21 protein-coding genes are annotated in these 17,244 nt (G+C 64.3%); 10 read left to right on the forward strand and 11 right to left on the reverse strand.

The window, feature by feature from the left end; genetic code table 11:
- Nucleotides 1-37 precede the first annotated feature (37 nt).
- The 6 genes from IE101_RS03225 to IE101_RS03250 form a co-directional block, all read right to left on the reverse strand.
- Nucleotides 38-280 (reverse strand): hypothetical protein, encoded by a 243-nt coding sequence (locus IE101_RS03225; RefSeq protein WP_189632337.1) that lies wholly within the window; start codon nt 278-280, stop codon nt 38-40.
- Nucleotides 271-882 (reverse strand): holin-associated N-acetylmuramidase, encoded by a 612-nt coding sequence (locus IE101_RS03230; protein WP_189632338.1) that lies wholly within the window; start codon nt 880-882, stop codon nt 271-273. The genes IE101_RS03225 and IE101_RS03230 overlap by 10 nt, the downstream gene beginning before the upstream one ends.
- Nucleotides 883-953: 71 nt before the next feature.
- Complete coding sequence (ccmE, locus tag IE101_RS03235) at nt 954-1,406, reverse strand: cytochrome c maturation protein CcmE (RefSeq protein WP_189632339.1); 453 nt, start codon at nt 1,404-1,406, stop codon at nt 954-956.
- 7 nt (nt 1,407-1,413) lie between these two features.
- On the reverse strand, nt 1,414-2,442 hold the full coding sequence (gene argC, locus IE101_RS03240) for an N-acetyl-gamma-glutamyl-phosphate reductase (protein WP_189632340.1): 1,029 nt from the start codon (nt 2,440-2,442) through the stop codon (nt 1,414-1,416).
- Between the two features lie 67 nt (nt 2,443-2,509).
- Nucleotides 2,510-3,286 carry a DUF1684 domain-containing protein gene (locus IE101_RS03245; protein ID WP_189632341.1) on the reverse strand — a complete coding sequence of 259 codons (777 nt, stop codon included), beginning with the start codon at nt 3,284-3,286 and terminating at the stop codon, nt 2,510-2,512.
- A gap of 1 nt (nt 3,287) precedes the next feature.
- On the reverse strand, nt 3,288-4,100 hold the full coding sequence (locus IE101_RS03250; protein WP_189632342.1) for a glutamate racemase: 813 nt from the start codon (nt 4,098-4,100) through the stop codon (nt 3,288-3,290).
- 328 nt (nt 4,101-4,428) lie between these two features.
- Between IE101_RS03250 and IE101_RS03255 the strand changes: the two genes are divergently transcribed.
- The 5 genes from IE101_RS03255 to grxD all read left to right on the forward strand — a co-directional run bounded on the left by IE101_RS03255 (nt 4,429) and on the right by grxD (nt 9,152).
- Entirely contained in the window at nt 4,429-5,322 is an 894-nt protein-coding gene (locus tag IE101_RS03255) for a LysR family transcriptional regulator (protein WP_189632343.1), read from the forward strand.
- 415 nt (nt 5,323-5,737) lie between these two features.
- Entirely contained in the window at nt 5,738-7,897 is a 2,160-nt protein-coding gene (purL, locus tag IE101_RS03260) for a phosphoribosylformylglycinamidine synthase subunit PurL (protein ID WP_189632344.1), read from the forward strand.
- Nucleotides 7,894-8,379 (forward strand): GNAT family N-acetyltransferase, encoded by a 486-nt coding sequence (locus tag IE101_RS03265; RefSeq protein WP_189632345.1) that lies wholly within the window; start codon nt 7,894-7,896, stop codon nt 8,377-8,379. The genes purL and IE101_RS03265 overlap by 4 nt, the downstream gene beginning before the upstream one ends.
- Nucleotides 8,380-8,443: 64 nt before the next feature.
- Nucleotides 8,444-8,686 (forward strand): BolA/IbaG family iron-sulfur metabolism protein, encoded by a 243-nt coding sequence (locus IE101_RS03270; RefSeq protein ID WP_189632346.1) that lies wholly within the window; start codon nt 8,444-8,446, stop codon nt 8,684-8,686.
- A gap of 106 nt (nt 8,687-8,792) precedes the next feature.
- Nucleotides 8,793-9,152, forward strand: a complete 360-nt coding sequence (grxD, locus tag IE101_RS03275; protein ID WP_189632347.1) for a Grx4 family monothiol glutaredoxin — start codon at nt 8,793-8,795, stop codon at nt 9,150-9,152.
- A gap of 51 nt (nt 9,153-9,203) precedes the next feature.
- On the opposite strand, the gene IE101_RS03280 is transcribed toward grxD, so the two are convergent.
- Together IE101_RS03280 and IE101_RS03285 are read right to left on the reverse strand one after the other, a co-directional pair.
- Nucleotides 9,204-9,575 (reverse strand): cell division protein ZapA, encoded by a 372-nt coding sequence (locus IE101_RS03280; protein WP_189632348.1) that lies wholly within the window; start codon nt 9,573-9,575, stop codon nt 9,204-9,206.
- Complete coding sequence (locus tag IE101_RS03285; protein ID WP_189632349.1) at nt 9,568-10,086, reverse strand: hypothetical protein; 519 nt, start codon at nt 10,084-10,086, stop codon at nt 9,568-9,570. Before IE101_RS03285 ends, IE101_RS03280 begins: the two co-directional genes overlap by 8 nt.
- A 220-nt stretch (nt 10,087-10,306) precedes the next feature.
- Here IE101_RS03285 and tkt point away from each other — a divergent pair, with 220 nt between their 5' ends.
- On the forward strand, nt 10,307-12,322 hold the full coding sequence (gene tkt / locus IE101_RS03290; RefSeq protein ID WP_189632350.1) for a transketolase: 2,016 nt from the start codon (nt 10,307-10,309) through the stop codon (nt 12,320-12,322).
- A gap of 78 nt (nt 12,323-12,400) precedes the next feature.
- Here the strand turns inward: tkt and IE101_RS03295 are convergent, their stop codons facing one another.
- Nucleotides 12,401-13,375: a DUF808 domain-containing protein gene (locus tag IE101_RS03295; protein ID WP_189632351.1), complete on the reverse strand. Its 975-nt coding sequence runs from the start codon at nt 13,373-13,375 to the stop codon at nt 12,401-12,403.
- 205 nt (nt 13,376-13,580) lie between these two features.
- On the opposite strand from IE101_RS03295, the gene gap (IE101_RS03300) reads away from it, so the two are divergent.
- The 4 genes from gap (IE101_RS03300) (at nt 13,581) to IE101_RS03315 (ending at nt 16,198) form a co-directional block, all read left to right on the forward strand.
- Entirely contained in the window at nt 13,581-14,585 is a 1,005-nt protein-coding gene (gap, locus tag IE101_RS03300; protein WP_189632352.1) for a type I glyceraldehyde-3-phosphate dehydrogenase, read from the forward strand.
- A gap of 10 nt (nt 14,586-14,595) precedes the next feature.
- Nucleotides 14,596-14,739 carry a hypothetical protein gene (locus IE101_RS03305; RefSeq protein WP_189632353.1) on the forward strand — a complete coding sequence of 48 codons (144 nt, stop codon included), beginning with the start codon at nt 14,596-14,598 and terminating at the stop codon, nt 14,737-14,739.
- A 104-nt stretch (nt 14,740-14,843) separates the two neighbouring features.
- Nucleotides 14,844-15,845, forward strand: coding sequence for a type I glyceraldehyde-3-phosphate dehydrogenase (gene gap / locus IE101_RS03310; protein WP_189632354.1), 1,002 nt, complete (start codon nt 14,844-14,846; stop codon nt 15,843-15,845).
- A gap of 185 nt (nt 15,846-16,030) precedes the next feature.
- The gene (locus IE101_RS03315; protein ID WP_189632355.1) at nt 16,031-16,198 is read left to right on the forward strand and encodes a hypothetical protein; all 168 of its coding nucleotides are present in this window, start codon (nt 16,031-16,033) and stop codon (nt 16,196-16,198) included.
- A 22-nt stretch (nt 16,199-16,220) separates the two neighbouring features.
- Here the strand turns inward: IE101_RS03315 and coaD are convergent, their stop codons facing one another.
- A complete protein-coding gene (coaD, locus tag IE101_RS03320; protein ID WP_189632356.1) occupies nt 16,221-16,712 on the reverse strand; it encodes a pantetheine-phosphate adenylyltransferase in 492 nt (163 codons plus the stop codon).
- 85 nt (nt 16,713-16,797) lie between these two features.
- Nucleotides 16,798-17,232 (reverse strand): CBS domain-containing protein, encoded by a 435-nt coding sequence (locus IE101_RS03325; RefSeq protein WP_189632357.1) that lies wholly within the window; start codon nt 17,230-17,232, stop codon nt 16,798-16,800.
- Between the last annotated feature and the right edge of the window lie 12 nt (nt 17,233-17,244).

The following is a 17,244-nucleotide window of genomic DNA, read 5'->3' on the forward strand; positions in this document are numbered from 1 at the left end:
CTTTGGCACATGCCAGAGGGCGGAAGGCGGGTCAAGTTCAGCGCCGCTTTCGGCGCATCGCACCCAGGGTTTGCGCCGCGATTGTCACCAGAACCGCGGCCCAAAGCGGTGCGGGCGTGGCGCGCAGGGCTGCCATCGCGGCGGAATAGCCGGGTGGATCGGCAAAGGCTGCCGCCACCAGAAACCATCCCACCACGCCCGGCAATTGCGCCGGACCGGGGATCGCGCGGGGGGTCAGGCGCGTCAGAAGGGGCTTCACCCCGGCCCAGCCTAGCGCCATGCCGCCACCCGCGCCTGATGCTCTGCCGCGGTCAGATGAGTTGCGGGCGACATGAAGGCCTCGGCCCGCAGGATCCAGCCGCCCTTGCCGCCATCGCGGCGCAGACAATACTTGCGGCTGGCCGGCCGCTGATCGCCCAGGGCATAGTAGTAATCGCGTCGCGCGGCCCCATAGGCATCGGCCAGCCCCTCGGGCATCGCCTGCGCGGCGGCCTGCGCCGCAGCGGCGGTGCGGGGCCCCACCTGCCCATCCGCGACCAGCGGCCAGCCCAGCTGGGTCAGCAGGCGCTGCAAGATGCGGATGGCCTGACGCCCGGCATTGACCTGCATGTCAAAGACCGCAGGCTGCAGACAGACCGGCAAATCCCCCAGTCGGGGCGCATGGAAATAGTGCTGAATGAAGATCTCGGCCGCCTGATCCCGGGTCAAGGCGCGCAGGTCGGCCAGCGTGACCCGCCCATCCCCAGTCAGATCGCGGCGCAGACCCTGCAACGTGGCCAGCGTCACGCCGTATTTCGTTGCCCCGCCGGGATCAGCGGGATCATTCACGAAGCCCCCTTCCCGGGCCACGATCTCTTGCGCGAGTTGTCGGATTTCCTGCATCGGCCTGCCCCCATGCTGCACGGGGGACAGGCTGCGGCAGGATTACCAAAAAGCCGTTAGGGCAGCGCGCGTCAGCTGCCGCCCTTGGCGGGGTCCTCATAGACGCCCTGCTCTTTCAGTGCGTCTATGACCTCTTTGGGCATATAGGTTTCATCATGCTTGGCGAGGATTTCGGTCGCCTGAAAGACGCCATCCACCATCTCGCCCGTGCCGATCATGCCCTGCCCTTCGGTGAAAAGGTCGGGCAGCACGCCGGTAAAGGCGACCGGCACGACCTCGGCCCCGTCCGTCACGCGGAAGGTCACGGTTTCGCCCTGCCCGCGGACAAGGCTGCCCTTTTCGACCAGCCCGCCCAGACGGAACACCTCACCCGCCTCGGGCGGGTCGCTCACGACCTGCGCGGGCGCGCGGAAAAAGTTGATCCCGTCGCGCATCGCATAGCCGATCAGCGCCGTCGATCCCGCCAGCGCCACGAAGGCCAGCGCGATGATCTGGATCCGGCGCGTCTTCTTCAGTCCCTTCATGGTCCCCTCACGGGAAGACGGGGGCCAGCATCAGCCCCTCGGTCTCCTCAAGCCCCAACATCAGGTTGGCGTTCTGAAGTGCCTGACCCGAGCTGCCCTTGGTCAGATTGTCCAGCACCGCCACCACCAGCGTCCGGCCGGGAATCCGATCCCCGACCACGCCGATGTGACAGAAATTGGACCCGCGGATGTCGCGTGTCGAGGGGAGTGCGCCGAAAGGTAGCACCTCGATGAAGGGTTCCAGCGCATAGCGGGATTCCAGCGTCGACCAGACGGTCTGCGGGTCGCCCTTCACATAGACGCTGGCCAGGATGCCGCGGTTCATGGGCGACAGGTGCGGGGTGAACTGCACCAGCACCGGGCGGCCCGCGATCTTGCTGAATTCCTGATCGAATTCCCCCAGATGGCGGTGCTTGCCACCGGCAGAATAGCTGTGGGTGCCCTCCGACAGCTCGGCATGCAGCAGGTTTTCCTTCAGGCTGCGCCCCGCCCCCGAAACACCGGCCTTGAGGTCGATCAGGATGTCATCCAGATCGATGCACCCCGCCTCGATCAGCGGGCGCAGGGCATATTGCCCGGTCGCGGCATTGCAGCCCGTACCGGCCACCAGCCGCGCGGCGCGAATGTCCTCGCGGTAGAATTCGGTCAGGCCATACACCGCCTCGGCCTGCAGATCGGGCGCGGCATGGGGCTGACCATACCATTTTTCATATTCCGCCACATCCCGCAGCCGGAAATCGGCCGAAAGGTCCACGATCCGCAGATCGCGCGGCAGTTTGGCGATCACCGCCTGCGAGGTCGCATGCGGCAGCGCGCAGAAGGCCAGATCGACCTTGGCAAAATCGATCTCTTCGATCTTGCAGAGCTTGGGCAGGTTCAGATGGCGCAGGAAGGGAAAGACCGAGGCCATCTCCATCCCCGCCTTGCGATCACCCGACAGCGCGACGATGTCCAGACGCGGATGGGTGGCGATCAGGCGGACAAGCTCCGCCCCCGTGTAACCGGATGCCCCGAGGATTGCGATGCGCTTCTTCATGGCCTGCCCCTGACAGAATGGGAAAATCGCGCCCTGTTTGCGGCGCATGGGGCGCTGATGCAAGCGCTTAGTGCGCGGCGGGTTTCAACTCTCCGACGCGCAGGGCAAACGGCAGCCGGTTTTCGGGCGGCGGCAGCGGGCAGATGGCATGTTCGGTAAAGGCGCAAGGCGGATTATGGGCGCGGTTGAAATCCAGAATGACCTGATCCCCCTCAACCACCCCGATCAGAAACCGCGAGGCGCCATAGGTTTCCGACCCGCTGGTCAGATCGCGGATCACGAACATGGGTTTGCCCGCCTTCACATGGGTCGGGACCAGTGCAAGATCATGCCCCGCATGGGAAAAGCGCGCGACATGGGTTTGCGTCACGGTATCGGTCGCACCGCGTACCATTTCAACCGCCCGCGACACCGGGGTTTCCAGCGCGACCCAATCGGCACGGATCACCCAGGCCGGATCGAACGGGTAAAGCGTCAGGCCCGGAAAGCCGCACCGCGCGGGATGATCGATCAGCCGCACCCGCAGCGCGGCCGCGCCTTCGACAATATGGATTTCAAGCAGCAGCCCTGCGACGCGAAGCCGCGCCGGGGTATCGGGTTCGGGCGCAAAATCCTGCACCCCCGTCGGATCAGAAAGGCTGGCCCCCAGATCGGCGCGCAGCTCCAGCACGCCCAGATGATCCGGCCCCACCGACAGGACCAGATCATTTTCCGCCGCGCGGCCAACGGTCCAGCGGCCCGGCTCCATCGGCAGGCGGTCGGTCAGGTTCAGCCAGCCATCCGCGGCGGTCAGCGCCGCCAGACGATCCGCTTTCCACTGCTCCCAACCGGCGGCATCCCACATCTCAGGCGGCCTCGAACGTGATCTGACGGCGCAGGAATTGCGTCGCCTTGGAGGAAACATAGGCCGGATCGCCCGTCGTCAGGAATTTCGACTGCGTCCCTGCCCCGATGAATTCCGGCCGCCGCACCAGATAATCGGCAAGGCTTTCGGCCACCAGATTGGCCTGGCTATAGACCTTCACATCGGCCCCAAGCGCATCCTGGAAGGCCCGTTGCATCAGCGGGTAATGGGTGCAACCCAGAATGGCGGCTTCGGGGCGCGGCATCCGGCGTTTCAGCGCCTCGACATGGCTGCGGACCAGCGCCTCGGCCAGGATCTCATCCCCCTGTTCGATCGCATCGACCACGCCGCCGCAGGGCTGCGCCTCGACGTCCACACCGATGGCACGGAACGCCAGTTCCCGCTGGAAGGCGCGGCTGGCGACGGTGGCGGGGGTGGCGAACAGCGCCACATGCTTGACCGCCACTTCGCGCGGCGGGCTGTTGTCGCCCCATTGGCGTTCGGTCAGCGCCTCGATCAGCGGGACAAACACCCCCAGCACCCGCTTGTTCTTGGGCAGCCAGGTTTCCTGCATCCGTTTCAAAGCGGCAGCCGAGGCGGTGTTGCAGGCCAGAATGACCAGATCGCAGCCTTCTTCCCACAGGCGTTCCGTCGCGGCACAGGTCAGGTTGAAGATGTCGTCATGGGTCCGCACACCATAGGGTGCATGGGCATTGTCCCCGAAATAGACGAAGGGCACATCGGGCAGACGCCGCGATACCGCGTCCAGAACCGTCAGCCCCCCAAGACCTGAATCGAATACGCCTACTGCCATGACTGCCCTCCCGCGACCGGGTTATCTGATGCGTCGCAACGCTTTGGCCGCCATCATAGGATTCGGGCGACCCTGACGAAAGGTCTTAAGGAGCAAGACGGGGGAAATCCACCACAGCCGTGGCCGCAGCGCCCCGACCGCGGGCCGCAACGCGCGCCAAATTCGCTTTTCGCGGCCGATGCGCGCACCCGGGCGGCGATTTCACGCCAAATCCGGCAAATCCCGTCTTATCTTCGGGAAATTCATCCGTTCTTCCATTTACAGGCACATTTCCGTGACTAAGTAGGACCGCAATGTTAGCGTCGAGCAAAATGAACCGGATAAGGCGATGGACTGGGACAAGCTGAGAATTTTTCACGCGGTAGCGGATGCGGGCAGCCTGACCCATGCGGGCGATACCCTGCACCTCAGCCAGTCCGCCGTCAGCCGCCAGATCCGCGCGCTTGAAGAAAGCCTGAACGTCACCCTCTTCCACCGCCATGCGCGCGGCCTGATCCTGACGGAACAGGGCGAACTGCTGTTCGAAGCCACGCAGGCGATGGTGAAACGGCTGGAAGCCACCGCCGCCCGCATCCGCGACAGCGAGGATGAGGTCTTTGGCGAATTGCGCGTGACCACGACCACGGGCTTTGGCACGCTCTGGCTCGCGCCGCGCCTGGCGAAGCTTTACAAGAAATATCCGGCGCTGAAGATCGACCTCATGCTGGAGGAACGCGTGCTCGACCTGCCCATGCGTGAGGCCGATGTTGCCATCCGCATGAAGGAGCCGAGCCAGGCCGACCTGATCCGGCGGCGGCTGATGAACATCCGCATGCGGCTTTACGCCTCGCCGGAATATCTGGCGGAACATGGCACGCCCACGTCGATGGTGGATTTCAACCAGCACCGGCTGATCTGCCAGCACGCCGGCACCGCACAGGTGGCCGCGGGCGCGCTGCTCGTCGCCCAGCTGATGAGCAACGACATCCCGTCCACCCTGACGGTGAACAACTATTTCGGCGTGCTGCAGGGCGTGCTGAACAATGTGGGCATCGGCGTGCTGCCCGATTACGTCACCGACGATTTCCCGCATCTGGTGCGCGTGCTGCCGGATACAGAGTCGAATGAAGTGCCGGTCTTCCTCGCCTATCCCGAGGAGCTGCGCCATTCCAAACGTGTGGGCGCCTTCCGTGATTTCGTGACCGAAGAAATCTTCGCCTTTCGCAAGCAGCACCCGGCGTAAATACAACCACAGGGCAAGCCATGCAGATAGTGCATGGCGGCCATGCCGCACCCGCAGCATGTTCGCCCTTGCACGGAACCGCCGGCAAGCCTAAATCCAACCTCGAAGGCGGTGATCGAGTTTCTCTCTCACAGCCTTCATACCTCCCTGTTGGACTAGGGCCGAGCTTCTGCTCGGCCTTTTTTTTATTTTCCGGGGTGTTTTCTGAAATCGCCCAGCGATGCGGCAGCGCAGCATGGCCCTTGCCGGGAAAGCGGGCGACACCGGAAGGGGCGCGATCCCGCAAAGCTGCGACTCGGCGGGCATTGCCGCCTGCCACGCGGCAAAAATGCCATGCCCCACTGCCTTGGCCCTTTCCCTTGCGGCGCCTTTGCCCTAAGAGGCCGCGCAAGGCATCAAAGGATGAGGGAAGGCCATGAACGAACCCGCAATCACCCCCGAGCTGATCGCTTCGCATGGCCTGAAGCCCGACGAATATCAGCGCATCCTTGACATCATCGGCCGCGAGCCGACCTTCACCGAGCTGGGCATCTTCTCGGCCATGTGGAACGAACATTGTTCCTACAAATCGTCGAAGAAATGGCTGCGGACCCTGCCGACCACCGGCCCGCAGGTCATCTGCGGCCCCGGCGAAAACGCGGGCGTGGTGGATATCGGCGATGGTCAGGCTGTCATCTTCAAGATGGAAAGCCATAACCACCCCTCGTACATCGAACCGCATCAGGGCGCCGCGACCGGCGTGGGCGGCATCCTGCGCGACGTCTTCACCATGGGCGCCCGCCCGATTGCCGCGATGAACGCGCTGTCCTTCGGCGTGCCTGCCCACCCCAAGACCAGCCATCTGGTCAAAGGTGTCGTGGAAGGCATCGGCGCTTATGGCAATGCCTTCGGCGTTCCGACCGTGGGCGGCGAGGTCCGCTTCCATCGCGCCTATAACGGCAACTGCCTTGTGAACGCCTTTGCCGCGGGCATCGCCGACAGTGACAAGATCTTCTATTCGATCGCCTCGGGCGTGGGCATGCCCGTCGTCTATCTGGGCGCCAAGACCGGCCGCGACGGCGTGGGCGGGGCGACCATGGCCTCGGCTGAATTCGATGAGTCGATCGAAGAGAAACGCCCGACCGTGCAGGTCGGCGACCCCTTCACCGAAAAGCGCCTGCTGGAAGCCAGCCTCGAGCTGATGGGTTCGGGTGCCGTGATCTCGATCCAGGACATGGGCGCCGCGGGCCTGACCTGCTCGGCCGTGGAAATGGGCGACAAGGGCGGGCTTGGCATCAAGCTGAACCTCGACGCCGTGCCGCAGCGCGAAGCCGCGATGACCGCCTATGAGATGATGCTGTCGGAAAGCCAGGAGCGGATGCTCATGGTGCTGAAGCCCGAGAAAGAGGCCGAGGCCCGCGCGATCTTTGAAAAATGGGATCTCGACTTCGCCATCGTGGGCGAAACGATCCCCGAGGACCGCTTCCTCATCCTGCACGGCAATGAAGTGAAGGCCGATCTGCCACTGTCGAAACTGTCGTCGAATGCGCCCGAATATGACCGCCCCTGGGTGGAAACCCCGGCGGCTGCGCCCCTGGGCGAGGTTCCGGCCATCGGCGCCATCGCCGGTCTGCGCGCCCTGATCGGCAGCCCGAGCTATGCCCACAAGGCCTGGGTCTGGGAACAGTATGATTGCCAGGTGGGTGCCGATACCGTGGTCCGCCCCGGCATGGCCGCAGGTGTGGTGCGCGTGCATGGCACGGGCAAGGCGCTGGCCTTCACCAGCGACGTGACCCCGCGCTACGTCAAGGCCAATCCCTTCGAGGGCGGCAAGCAGGCCGTGGCCGAGGCCTATCGCAACCTGACCGCCGTGGGCGCCCTGCCCCTGGCCACGACCGACAACCTGAACTTCGGCAACCCCGAAAAGCCCGAGATCATGGGCCAGTTCGTCGGTGCCATCAAAGGGATCGGCGCGGCCGTTGCGGCGCTGGACATGCCGATCGTGTCGGGCAACGTCTCGCTCTATAACGAAACCGACGGCTCGGCCATTCTGCCCACGCCCACGATCGGTGCCGTGGGTCTGCTCTCCTCGCTTGACGATCTGATCGCGGGTCAGCCGGTCGATGGCGATCTGGCGGTTGTGATTGGCGCGACCGCGGGCCATCTGGGCCAATCCGCCCTGCTGGCCGAAGCCTTCGGGATCGAAGCGGGCGATGCCCCGGCCGTTGATCTGGCGGCAGAAAAGCGCAATGGCGAATTCCTGCGCGCCAACCGCAAGCTGGTGCGCGCCGCGACCGACCTCGGCGACGGTGGTCTGGCGCTGGCGGCCTTTGAAATGGCCGAAGGTGCGGGTCTTGGCCTGCGCGTGGACAGCGCGGAAACCGCCTTCCTCTTTGGCGAGGATCAGGCCCGCTATCTGGTGGCCGTGGCCCAATCCGATCTGCAGGCGCTGCAGGCGGCGGCTTCGGCGGCGGGTGTGCCGCTGGCGCTGGTCGGTCAGTTCGGCGGCGATCAGGTGGCCTTTGGTGCTGATGCCGCCCCGCTGGCAGAGCTGTCGTCGCTGTATCGTTCGGCCTTCGCCTCCGCGATCGAATGACGCTTCGGCCTGCAACGCCGGCCGATTTCCCCTTCATCCGGGCGCTGGCGCAGCGCCCGGATTATGCGCCTTACATCACCGATGAACCCGATGACCGGCTGGCCGCCTATCTGGCCGATCCGGGGTGCCGCCTGCTGATCTGGGAGGATCAGGCTGGTCCTGCCGGGCTGGGCCTTTTCTGTGAAATCGGCGATCCCTCGGGCCGGGTTGAGCTGCGACGCCTTGCGCTGGCCCGTGCGGGTCAGGGTGAAGGCGCGGCCTTCCTGCGCGCATTGGTCGATTACGCCTTTGCCACGCTGGGGGCCGAACGGCTTTGGCTGGATGCTTCGGGCGAAAACCTGCGCGCGCAGCGGGCCTATGTGCGCGCCGGTTTCACGCTGGAGGGGCGGTTGCGCGATCATTGGTTCCGCCCGGCAATGGGGCGGACCGTGGACCTGATGCTTTACGGCATGCTGCGACAGGAATGGCAGGCGCTGAGCTGACGCCGTGCCTTGCGGCCCCTGCCCGCGCGCCCTAGATTGAAGGGGAAGGACAGGAGACGACCACATGCCCATGGAAGGCAAGGATATCGAAGCGCTGATCCGGGAAAGCTTCCCGAATGCGAAGATCACCATCACCGACCTCGCCGGAGACGGCAATCACTGGGCGGCCGAGGTGATCGACGAAAGTTTCAAGGGTATGAACCGCGTGCAGCAACAGCGCGCGGTCTATGCCAGCCTGAAGGGCAAGATGGATGGCGCGCACGGCGAACTTCACGCCCTCGCGCTGACGACCAAGGCCCCGGAATAACCACCGGGACCGCAGCCGGGCACCCCGCACCGGGGCGCCCTTGGTGAAAGACAAACCCGTGCCACCCGCTTTCACCGGGGTTCGGCCAGATCAAGGACGATAGGACATGAGCGCTCAGGACCAGATCCGCGAGACGATCCAGAAGAATGACGTGGTGCTGTTCATGAAGGGCACCAAGATGATGCCGCAATGCGGCTTCTCCTCGCGCGTGGCGGGGGTGCTGAATTACATGGGCGTGGACTTCGCCGATGTGAACGTGCTGGCCGATGCGGAAATCCGCCAAGGCATCAAGGACTTCTCAGATTGGCCGACCATCCCGCAGCTTTACGTCAAGGGCGAATTCGTCGGCGGCTGCGACATCGTCACCGAAATGACCCTTTCGGGTGAACTGGATGCGCTGTTTGAAACGAACGGCATCGCCTATGACAAGGATGCCGCCGAAAAGATCCGCGCGGCCAACGCCTGATCCGGCCCCCAGACCCAAGGAAAAGCCCGCCGATTGGCGGGCTTTTTGCTGTCAGGCCAGTTTTTCTTCCAGACGGTTGGCCAGCGCCTCGGCCTGTTCGGCCAGTGCAGCCATGGTCTGGGCCACCTGGGGCGGGATGACCGGCACTTCGATCTCGACCGGTTCCGGGGCGGGCTGGGCCTCAAGCTCTGCCACGCGGTCGCGCAAGAGGCGCAGCTCATCCTCGGCCCCGGCCATGCGATCGGCCAGCATCAGCCCCGCCATCAGCAACATGCGCCCTTCCGGGATGCGCCCCATCTGCTGCACCAGCGGCGTGGCTTCGGCATCCAGAAGCGCTGCGGCGGATTGCAGGAAATGTTCCTCGCCCTCTTGGCAGGCCACGGCAAAGCTGCGGCCACCGATGATGATTTCGACCTCAGGCATCTGTCGTCTCCTCGGCAAGGGGCGGTGTCTGGTCTGCATTGGCCTCAAGGATGGGGACCAGTTCAGAGATCAGCTGTTCCAGCTCGATCACCTCAGAGGCGCGGACGGCACGCAGCGCCTCCAGCTCGGCCAGCATCGCCTTGTTCAGCAGATGCGCCTCGACCTGCCCCTGCTGTTGTTCCCGCATTGCACGCAGCGTTTCGCGCAGCTGGATGGTGGTCTGCCGCATCCGGCTCAGCTCCAGCCCCTGATCATCCAGCTGGCGGGTCAGTTCCTCAACCCGCGCGCGCAGGCCTGCAGCCTCGGGATCGGGGGCGGCGGCGGGAATGGCTGCCGCCGCCTGTGCGGCCGCAAGTTCGGCCTTCAGCCGGGCAATTTCCTGCGCCGCAATACGCAGCGCCGCATCATCCGCGGGAGCGGCAGGTTCCGCCGCAGGCAGCCGGTCCAGCCCATCGCCAATGCGCCTCAGCGCGGCGGAGATGCGTCTTTCCAGCTCTGGCAGTTCAGTCATGCTCTGTGCCTTCTTCGATTTGCGCAAGCGCATCACCGCCGCCCGAAGGCCGCGGACGAATCGCGCCACGCGTGTTTTTCCCGATCTTAGCGTAAAGAACCGGGGGATTACCCCCCCAAACGGGGATTTTCGCCACCGGGGCGGCCCGCCGCGCTTGATCTTGGCGCTTGGACTGTTATGGACCGGGGCGAGAGCCCGTCACTTCTTGAGGATTTCCGCCTTGGATATCGCCAGCCTGCGCGCCCAGCACCCCGACCACTGGAAGAAAGCCTGCGCCATCCGCGTCCTGACGCTGGATGCCGTCGCCGCGGCCAATTCCGGCCATTCCGGCATGCCGATGGGCATGGCCGATGTCGCCACCGTGCTGTTCGAGAAGCACCTGAGTTTTGATCCTACCGCGCCGAAATGGCCCAACCGTGACCGGTTCATCCTGTCGGCGGGCCATGGTTCGATGCTGATCTACAGCCTGCTGCATCTGACGGGCTACGCGCAGGCCAGCCTCGATCAGCTGAAGAACTTCCGCCAGTGGGGCGCACGCACGGCGGGCCATCCGGAATATGGCCATCTGGACGGTGTGGAAACCACCACCGGCCCGCTGGGTCAGGGCATTTCCAACGCCGTGGGCTTTGCCATGGCCGAAGAATCGCTGCGCGCGCGCTATGGCGCCAAAGTGATGGACCATTACACCTATGTCATCGCGGGCGATGGCTGCCTGATGGAAGGTGTCAGCCAAGAGGCCATCGGCATCGCGGGCAAGCATCAGCTGTCGCGCCTGATCGTGCTGTGGGATGACAATGGCATCACCATCGACGGCAAGGTCGAGCTGTCGGACGTGACCGACCAGAAGGCGCGTTTCGCCGCCTCGGGCTGGGATGTGTTCGAATGTGACGGCCATGATCCGGTCGCCATTGATGAGGCCATCACCGCCGCCAAGAAATCGCCGCGCCCGGCGATGATCGCCTGCAAGACGCATATCGCCCTGGGGTCGAGCGCGCAGGATACCTCGAAAGGCCACGGCGCGCTGACCGACAAGCAGCTGATCGCCGATACCCGCGCCGCCTATGGCTGGGACCACGGCCCCTTCGAGATCCCGGCCGATGTAAAAGCCGCGTGGGAGGCCATCGGCGCCCGCGGTCAGGCCACCCGTCGCGAATGGGAAAGCCGTCTGGCCACCCTGCCCGCCGGCAAACAGGCCGAATTCAACCGCCTGTTCACGGGCGAGGCTTCGCCCAAACTTGGCGCCGCGATCCGCAGCGTGAAGAAGGCCGCCGCCGAAGCGCCCAAGAAGATGGCCACCCGTTCGGCCTCGGAGGTCGTGCTGGCCGCCGTGAACCCCGTCGCCCCCGAAACCATCGGCGGTTCGGCAGACCTGACCGGATCGAACAACACCAAGACCGCGGATCTGGGCGTGTTCGACCCGCTGAACCGCAAGGGCCGCTACGTCTATTGGGGCATCCGCGAACATGGCATGGCCGCCGCGATGAACGGCATGGCCCTGCATGGCGGCGTGCGCCCCTATAGCGGCACCTTCATGTGCTTCACCGATTACGCCCGCCCGTCGATGCGTCTGTCGGCGCTGATGCAGGTGCCGGTCGTCTATGTGATGACGCATGACAGCATCGGTCTGGGCGAAGATGGCCCGACCCACCAGCCGGTCGAGCATCTGGCGATCAGCCGCGCCACGCCGAACACCTGGGTCTTCCGCCCGGCCGATCTGGTCGAAGTGGCCGAGGCCTGGGAACTGGCGCTCTCGACGCAGACCACGCCCTCGGTTCTGGCCCTGTCGCGTCAGAACGTGACCCCGGTCCGTACCAAGCACACCAACCAGAACCTGTCGGCCAAGGGCGCCTATGTTCTGGCCGAGGCGACCGGCAAGCGTCAGGTCATCCTGATCGCCACCGGGTCCGAGGTCGAGATCGCCATGCAGGCGCGCGAGATGCTTGAAGCCGAAGGCATCGGCACCCGCGTCGTTTCCATGCCCTGCATGGAGCTGTTTGCGGCCCAGGACGAAGCCTATCGCAAGAAGGTTCTTCCGGCGGGTCCGGCCCGGATCGCCATCGAGGCCGGCGTGCGCCAAGGCTGGGATCGCTGGCTGCTGGGTGAGCGCGGGCGCGAAGCCAAGGCCGATTTCGTCGGCATGGCCTCGTTCGGCGCCTCGGCCCCGGCCGACCGCCTTTACAAGGAATTCGGCATCACCGCCGAGGCCACTGTCGCGAAGGCCAAGGCGCTGCTCTGAGTGCAGCGCCTGCCGTCAAGGCATTGAAACAGAAAGGCCGCGCAGATTGCGCGGCCTTTTTCATACCCGTGTCGGGGTTCAGTGGGCAGCAGGTTTGCGCCCTGTGAGCCGGGCCATCACCGGCCCGATGACGCGCGTCGCAACCGGGATCAGCAGCATCCCGAGGGCCAGACCCAGCACCCCGTCGCACAGCGCCGTAATGAACCATTTCGTTACCCCCACAAGGGCAGCAGGCGCATCATGTGCGACGATTTCCGCAAGATGATGGATCGTCTCATAGGGTTCGTGCTGGCCCAGGTCGTGCAGGCCATGGATCAGGATATTGCCGCCGACCCACAGCATCGCAAGCGTCCCGACCGTGGACAGGATCGCCATCAGTTGCGGCATCGCCACCACCAACCCCCGGCCCAGCCCCCGCCCCAGCGCGGTACGGGACCGGCCCACCATATGCAGGCCGATGTCGTCCATCTTCACGATCAGCGCGACCGCCCCGTACACCGCAGCCGTGATCAGCACCCCCACCAGCGCCAGCGTCAACGCCTCGATCCACAGCGTGCCATCGGGAATCGCGGCCAGCGCGATGGTCATGATTTCCGCCGACAGGATGAAATCGGTCTTGATCGCCCCTGCAACCTTTTCCTCTTCCAGATGGGCGGGATCATGCGTGTCGAAATCGGCCTCCACCTCCGCATCGGCATGGGGGAACAGCGCATGGGCCACCTTTTCGGCCCCCTCGAAGCAAAGATAAGCCCCGCCCAGCATCAGAAGCGGCGTGATCACCCAAGGCGCCACCGCACTGAGCAGCAGAAGCCCCGGCAAGAGAATGATCAGCTTGTTGCGCAGACTGCCCAAGGAAATCCGCCAGATGATCGGCAATTCACGATCCGCAGAAAAGCCATGGACATATTTCGGCGTCACCGCCGCATCGTCAATCACGACCCCCGCTGCCTTGGACCCGGCCTTGGCCGCCGCCGCCGCTACATCATCGACGGACGCAGCCGCCACTTTCGCGATGGCCGCCACATCATCCAGCAAGGCCAGCAAACCACTCATCCGTCATCTCCCCGCGCGCATTCCCGGTCAGACTACCAACGCATTGTCCCGGCGGAAAGATGCCTTCCACAGGGCCATGTTAGCGAAAACAGCCAAAGTTTGCGCTAACATACTGAAAAACAGTCGCTTTTTTACTTTGCGACTGCAGCACTCCAAGTTATAGCCAGCCCAATGCAGCGGGGCTGACCAAACGGAGACGCGAGACATGACCATCACCATCGGCATCAATGGCTTTGGCCGCATCGGGCGCTGCACGCTGGCGCATATCGCGGAATCGGGGCGCAACGACGTGCAGGTCGTCGCGATCAACGCAACCGGCCCGATCGAAACCAATGCCCATCTGCTGAAGTATGACAGCGTTCATGGCCGCTTCCCCGGCACCGTCAAGGTGGAAGGCAATACGATGGACCTGGGCCGCGGCCCGATCCGCGTGATGTCGACCTACAACCCGGATGAGCTGGATTGGGAAGGCGTCGATGTCGTGCTGGAATGCACCGGCAAATTCAACGACCGTGACAAGGCCGCCGTCCACCTCGGCCGTGGCGCCAAGCGCGTTCTGGTGTCGGCCCCCGCGAAAAACGCCGACAAGACGGTTGTTTACGGCGTGAACCACCGCCAGCTGAGCCTGGATCACCTCGTGGTGTCGAATGGCTCTTGCACCACCAACTGCCTGGCGCCGCTGGCCAAGGTGCTGAACGATGCCATCGGCATTGAATCGGGCATCATGACCACGATCCACAGCTACACCGGCGACCAGCCCACGCTGGACCGTCGCCACAAGGATCTTTACCGCGCCCGCGCCGCGGCCATGGCGATGATCCCGACCTCGACCGGCGCCGCCAAGGCCATCGGTGAGGTGCTGCCGGAACTGAAGGGCAAGCTCGACGGCTCTGCCATCCGCGTCCCCACCCCGAACGTCAGCGCCGTGGACCTGACCTTCGTCGCCAGCAAGGACGTCACCGTCCATGACGTGAACGAGATCGTCCGCGAAGCCGCCGCCGGCTACATGGGCATGGTTCTGGCCTATGATCCGGAACCGAAGGTTTCGATCGACTTCAACCACACCCCGCAATCGTCTATCTTTGCCCCTGACCAGACCAAGGTCGTGGGTGGCCGCACCGTCCGCGTGCTGGCTTGGTATGACAATGAATGGGGCTTCTCCTGCCGGATGGCCGATGTGGCCGGGGCGATGGGGCGGCTCCTCCAGTAACGGAGGGGTCGTGACCGACCGTTTTGCGCTCGTCCTCGGGCTTCTCATCGCGGCATTGATCGCGCTCGACCTCTTCGTCAATGGCGGAGAGGTTGTTCTGTTTCTGGCACGCAAGATTCTCGATCTGACCGAATATCTGATATTCTGGCGCTGATGGTGCGGAATTCAGTTGCATCCTGTGCCGTTCCGACCATGTTAGCGCTAGCAACGACCCCTGCGAGTCGCGGGGCATGAAATGGCATGGCTCAGGAGGCAGACATGACGGTCAAAGTCGCAATCAACGGGTTCGGGCGCATCGGGCGCAACGTGCTGCGGGGCATCATCGAATCGGGGCGGACCGACATCGAGGTGGTCGCGATCAACGATCTCGGCCCGGTCGAAACCAACGCGCATCTGCTGCGTTTTGATTCGGTCCATGGCCGCTTCCCGGCCCAAGTGACCACCACCGAAGACACGATCGACGTGGGCCGCGGCCCCATGCGCGTGACGGCGCTTCGCAACCCCGCCGACCTGCCCTGGGGCGATGTCGATGTGGTGATGGAATGCACCGGCATCTTCACCAGCAAGGAAAAATGCCTGGCGCATCTGGAAAATGGCGCCAAGCGCGTGCTGATTTCGGCCCCCGGCGACGGCGCGGACAAGACCATCGTCTATGGCGTGAACCATGACACGCTGACCAAGGATGACCTGATCGTGTCGAACGCCTCCTGCACGACCAACTGCCTCTCGCCGGTGGCGAAGGTGCTGCATGATGTGGTCGGCATCGAAAAAGGCATGATGACCACGATCCACAGCTACACCGGCGACCAGCCGACGCTGGATACGATGCACAAGGATCTTTACCGCGCACGCGCCGCGGCGCTGTCGATGATCCCGACCTCGACCGGGGCCGCCAAGGCCGTGGGTCTGGTCCTGCCCGAGCTGAAGGGCAAGCTGGACGGCTTTGCCATCCGCGTGCCGACGCCGAATGTCTCGGTCGTGGATCTGAAATTCATCGCCAAGCGCGAAACCAGCGTGGCCGAGATCAACGAGGCCATCAAAGCCGCCGCCGAAGGCCCGCTGAAGGGCATTCTGGGCTACACGAACTACAAGAACGTGTCCTCGGACTTCAACCATGACCCCCACTCCTCGGTCTTCCACATGGACCAGACCAAGGTGATGGATGGCACCTTCGTGTCGATCCTGTCCTGGTATGACAATGAATGGGGCTTCTCGAACCGCATGGCGGATACCGCTGTCGCAATGGGCAAGCTGATCTGATCCTTCGGAGATTCTGTGGAACAGGGCGCCTTCGGGCGCCCTTTTTGCTTGGTCACGCCATGCGGCTGCTGCAACGCAGCATTGCCTTGGGGCGGGTTGCTGGACTGCTGCGCCCACCCCATCTTGAAAGGGTCAGGGGCATCCGGCCCCCGGCGATGCCCACGGACCGTGGAAAGGAACACCCGATGCTGACCCTGATTGACGCGCTGAAAGCCGCTGCCGAACGCCGCGCCCGCTTCATCCGCACGCGCGACGAAATCGCCCGCCTGCCGCTGGATGTGGCGCTGGATCTGAATATCTACCCCGGCGACGCGGACCGCATCGCCCATGAGGCCGTCTACGGCCGCGCCTGAGGCGCGGCCCCTGCCCGGCGGATCAGTCGAACCGGGCGCGCAGCGCCGTTTGCACGGCCGGAGTCACGAATTTTGATACATCGCCCCCCAACCGGGCGATTTCCTTTACCAGCTTCGAGGCAATCGCCTGCCGCCGCGCATCCGCCATGAGGAACACCGTCTCGATACTGCTGTCGAGCGCGCGGTTCATCCCCACCATCTGGAATTCATATTCGAAATCCGCCACTGCCCGCAGCCCCCGCACGATGACCGAGGCGTTCACATCGCGCGCGCAGTCGATGAGCAGGTTTTCAAACGGATGGACCACTATTTCGCCGCCGATTTGCGCGGTGACCTTGGCGCATTCGGCCTCGACCATGGCCACGCGTTCTTCCAGGCTGAACAGTGGCCCCTTGTCGCGGTTGATCGCAACACCGATCACCAGCCGATCCACCAGCGGCACAGCGCGCTGGATGATATCGACATGGCCCAGCGTGATCGGGTCAAAGGTTCCCGGATAAAGACCGATGCGCATGGGCTCCCCCCTCAAGTGCCTGACCACACGCAACAATATTGCGCGGCGCTTTGCAAGAGCGAAAGCGCCGCGCCGCAGCAGCGGGTCAGAACCCCTTGATCATCCCCTCCAGCGCATCTTTCTCGGCGGCAAGCTCGGTCAGGCGGGCTTTCACCACATCCCCGATGGAAATCAGGCCGACCATCTCTTCGTCCTCCATTACCGGCATGTGGCGGAAGCGGCCGTCGGTCATCTTCTGCAGCACGGTATTGGTGGTGTCATCGCGCGCGCAGCTGACGATTTTCGCCGTCATCAGCGTATCGACGGCATCGCCAAGGCAGGTGGGGCCGCGGCGGCCCAGTTCGCGGACGATGTCGCGTTCCGAAACAATCCCCACCACGCGCTTGCCATCGGGCGAAACGATCACCGCCCCGATCCGGCGCATGGAAAGCACATGCGCCACCTCGGCCACGCTGGTCCCGGGGGTAACGGTCACAACACCATCATCCGACTTGGTTTTCAGAATCTGCGAGACGTGCATGGGCTTCTCCTT

Source organism: Gemmobacter lanyuensis (assembly GCF_014652355.1).
Taxonomy (GTDB): domain Bacteria; phylum Pseudomonadota; class Alphaproteobacteria; order Rhodobacterales; family Rhodobacteraceae; genus Gemmobacter; species Gemmobacter lanyuensis.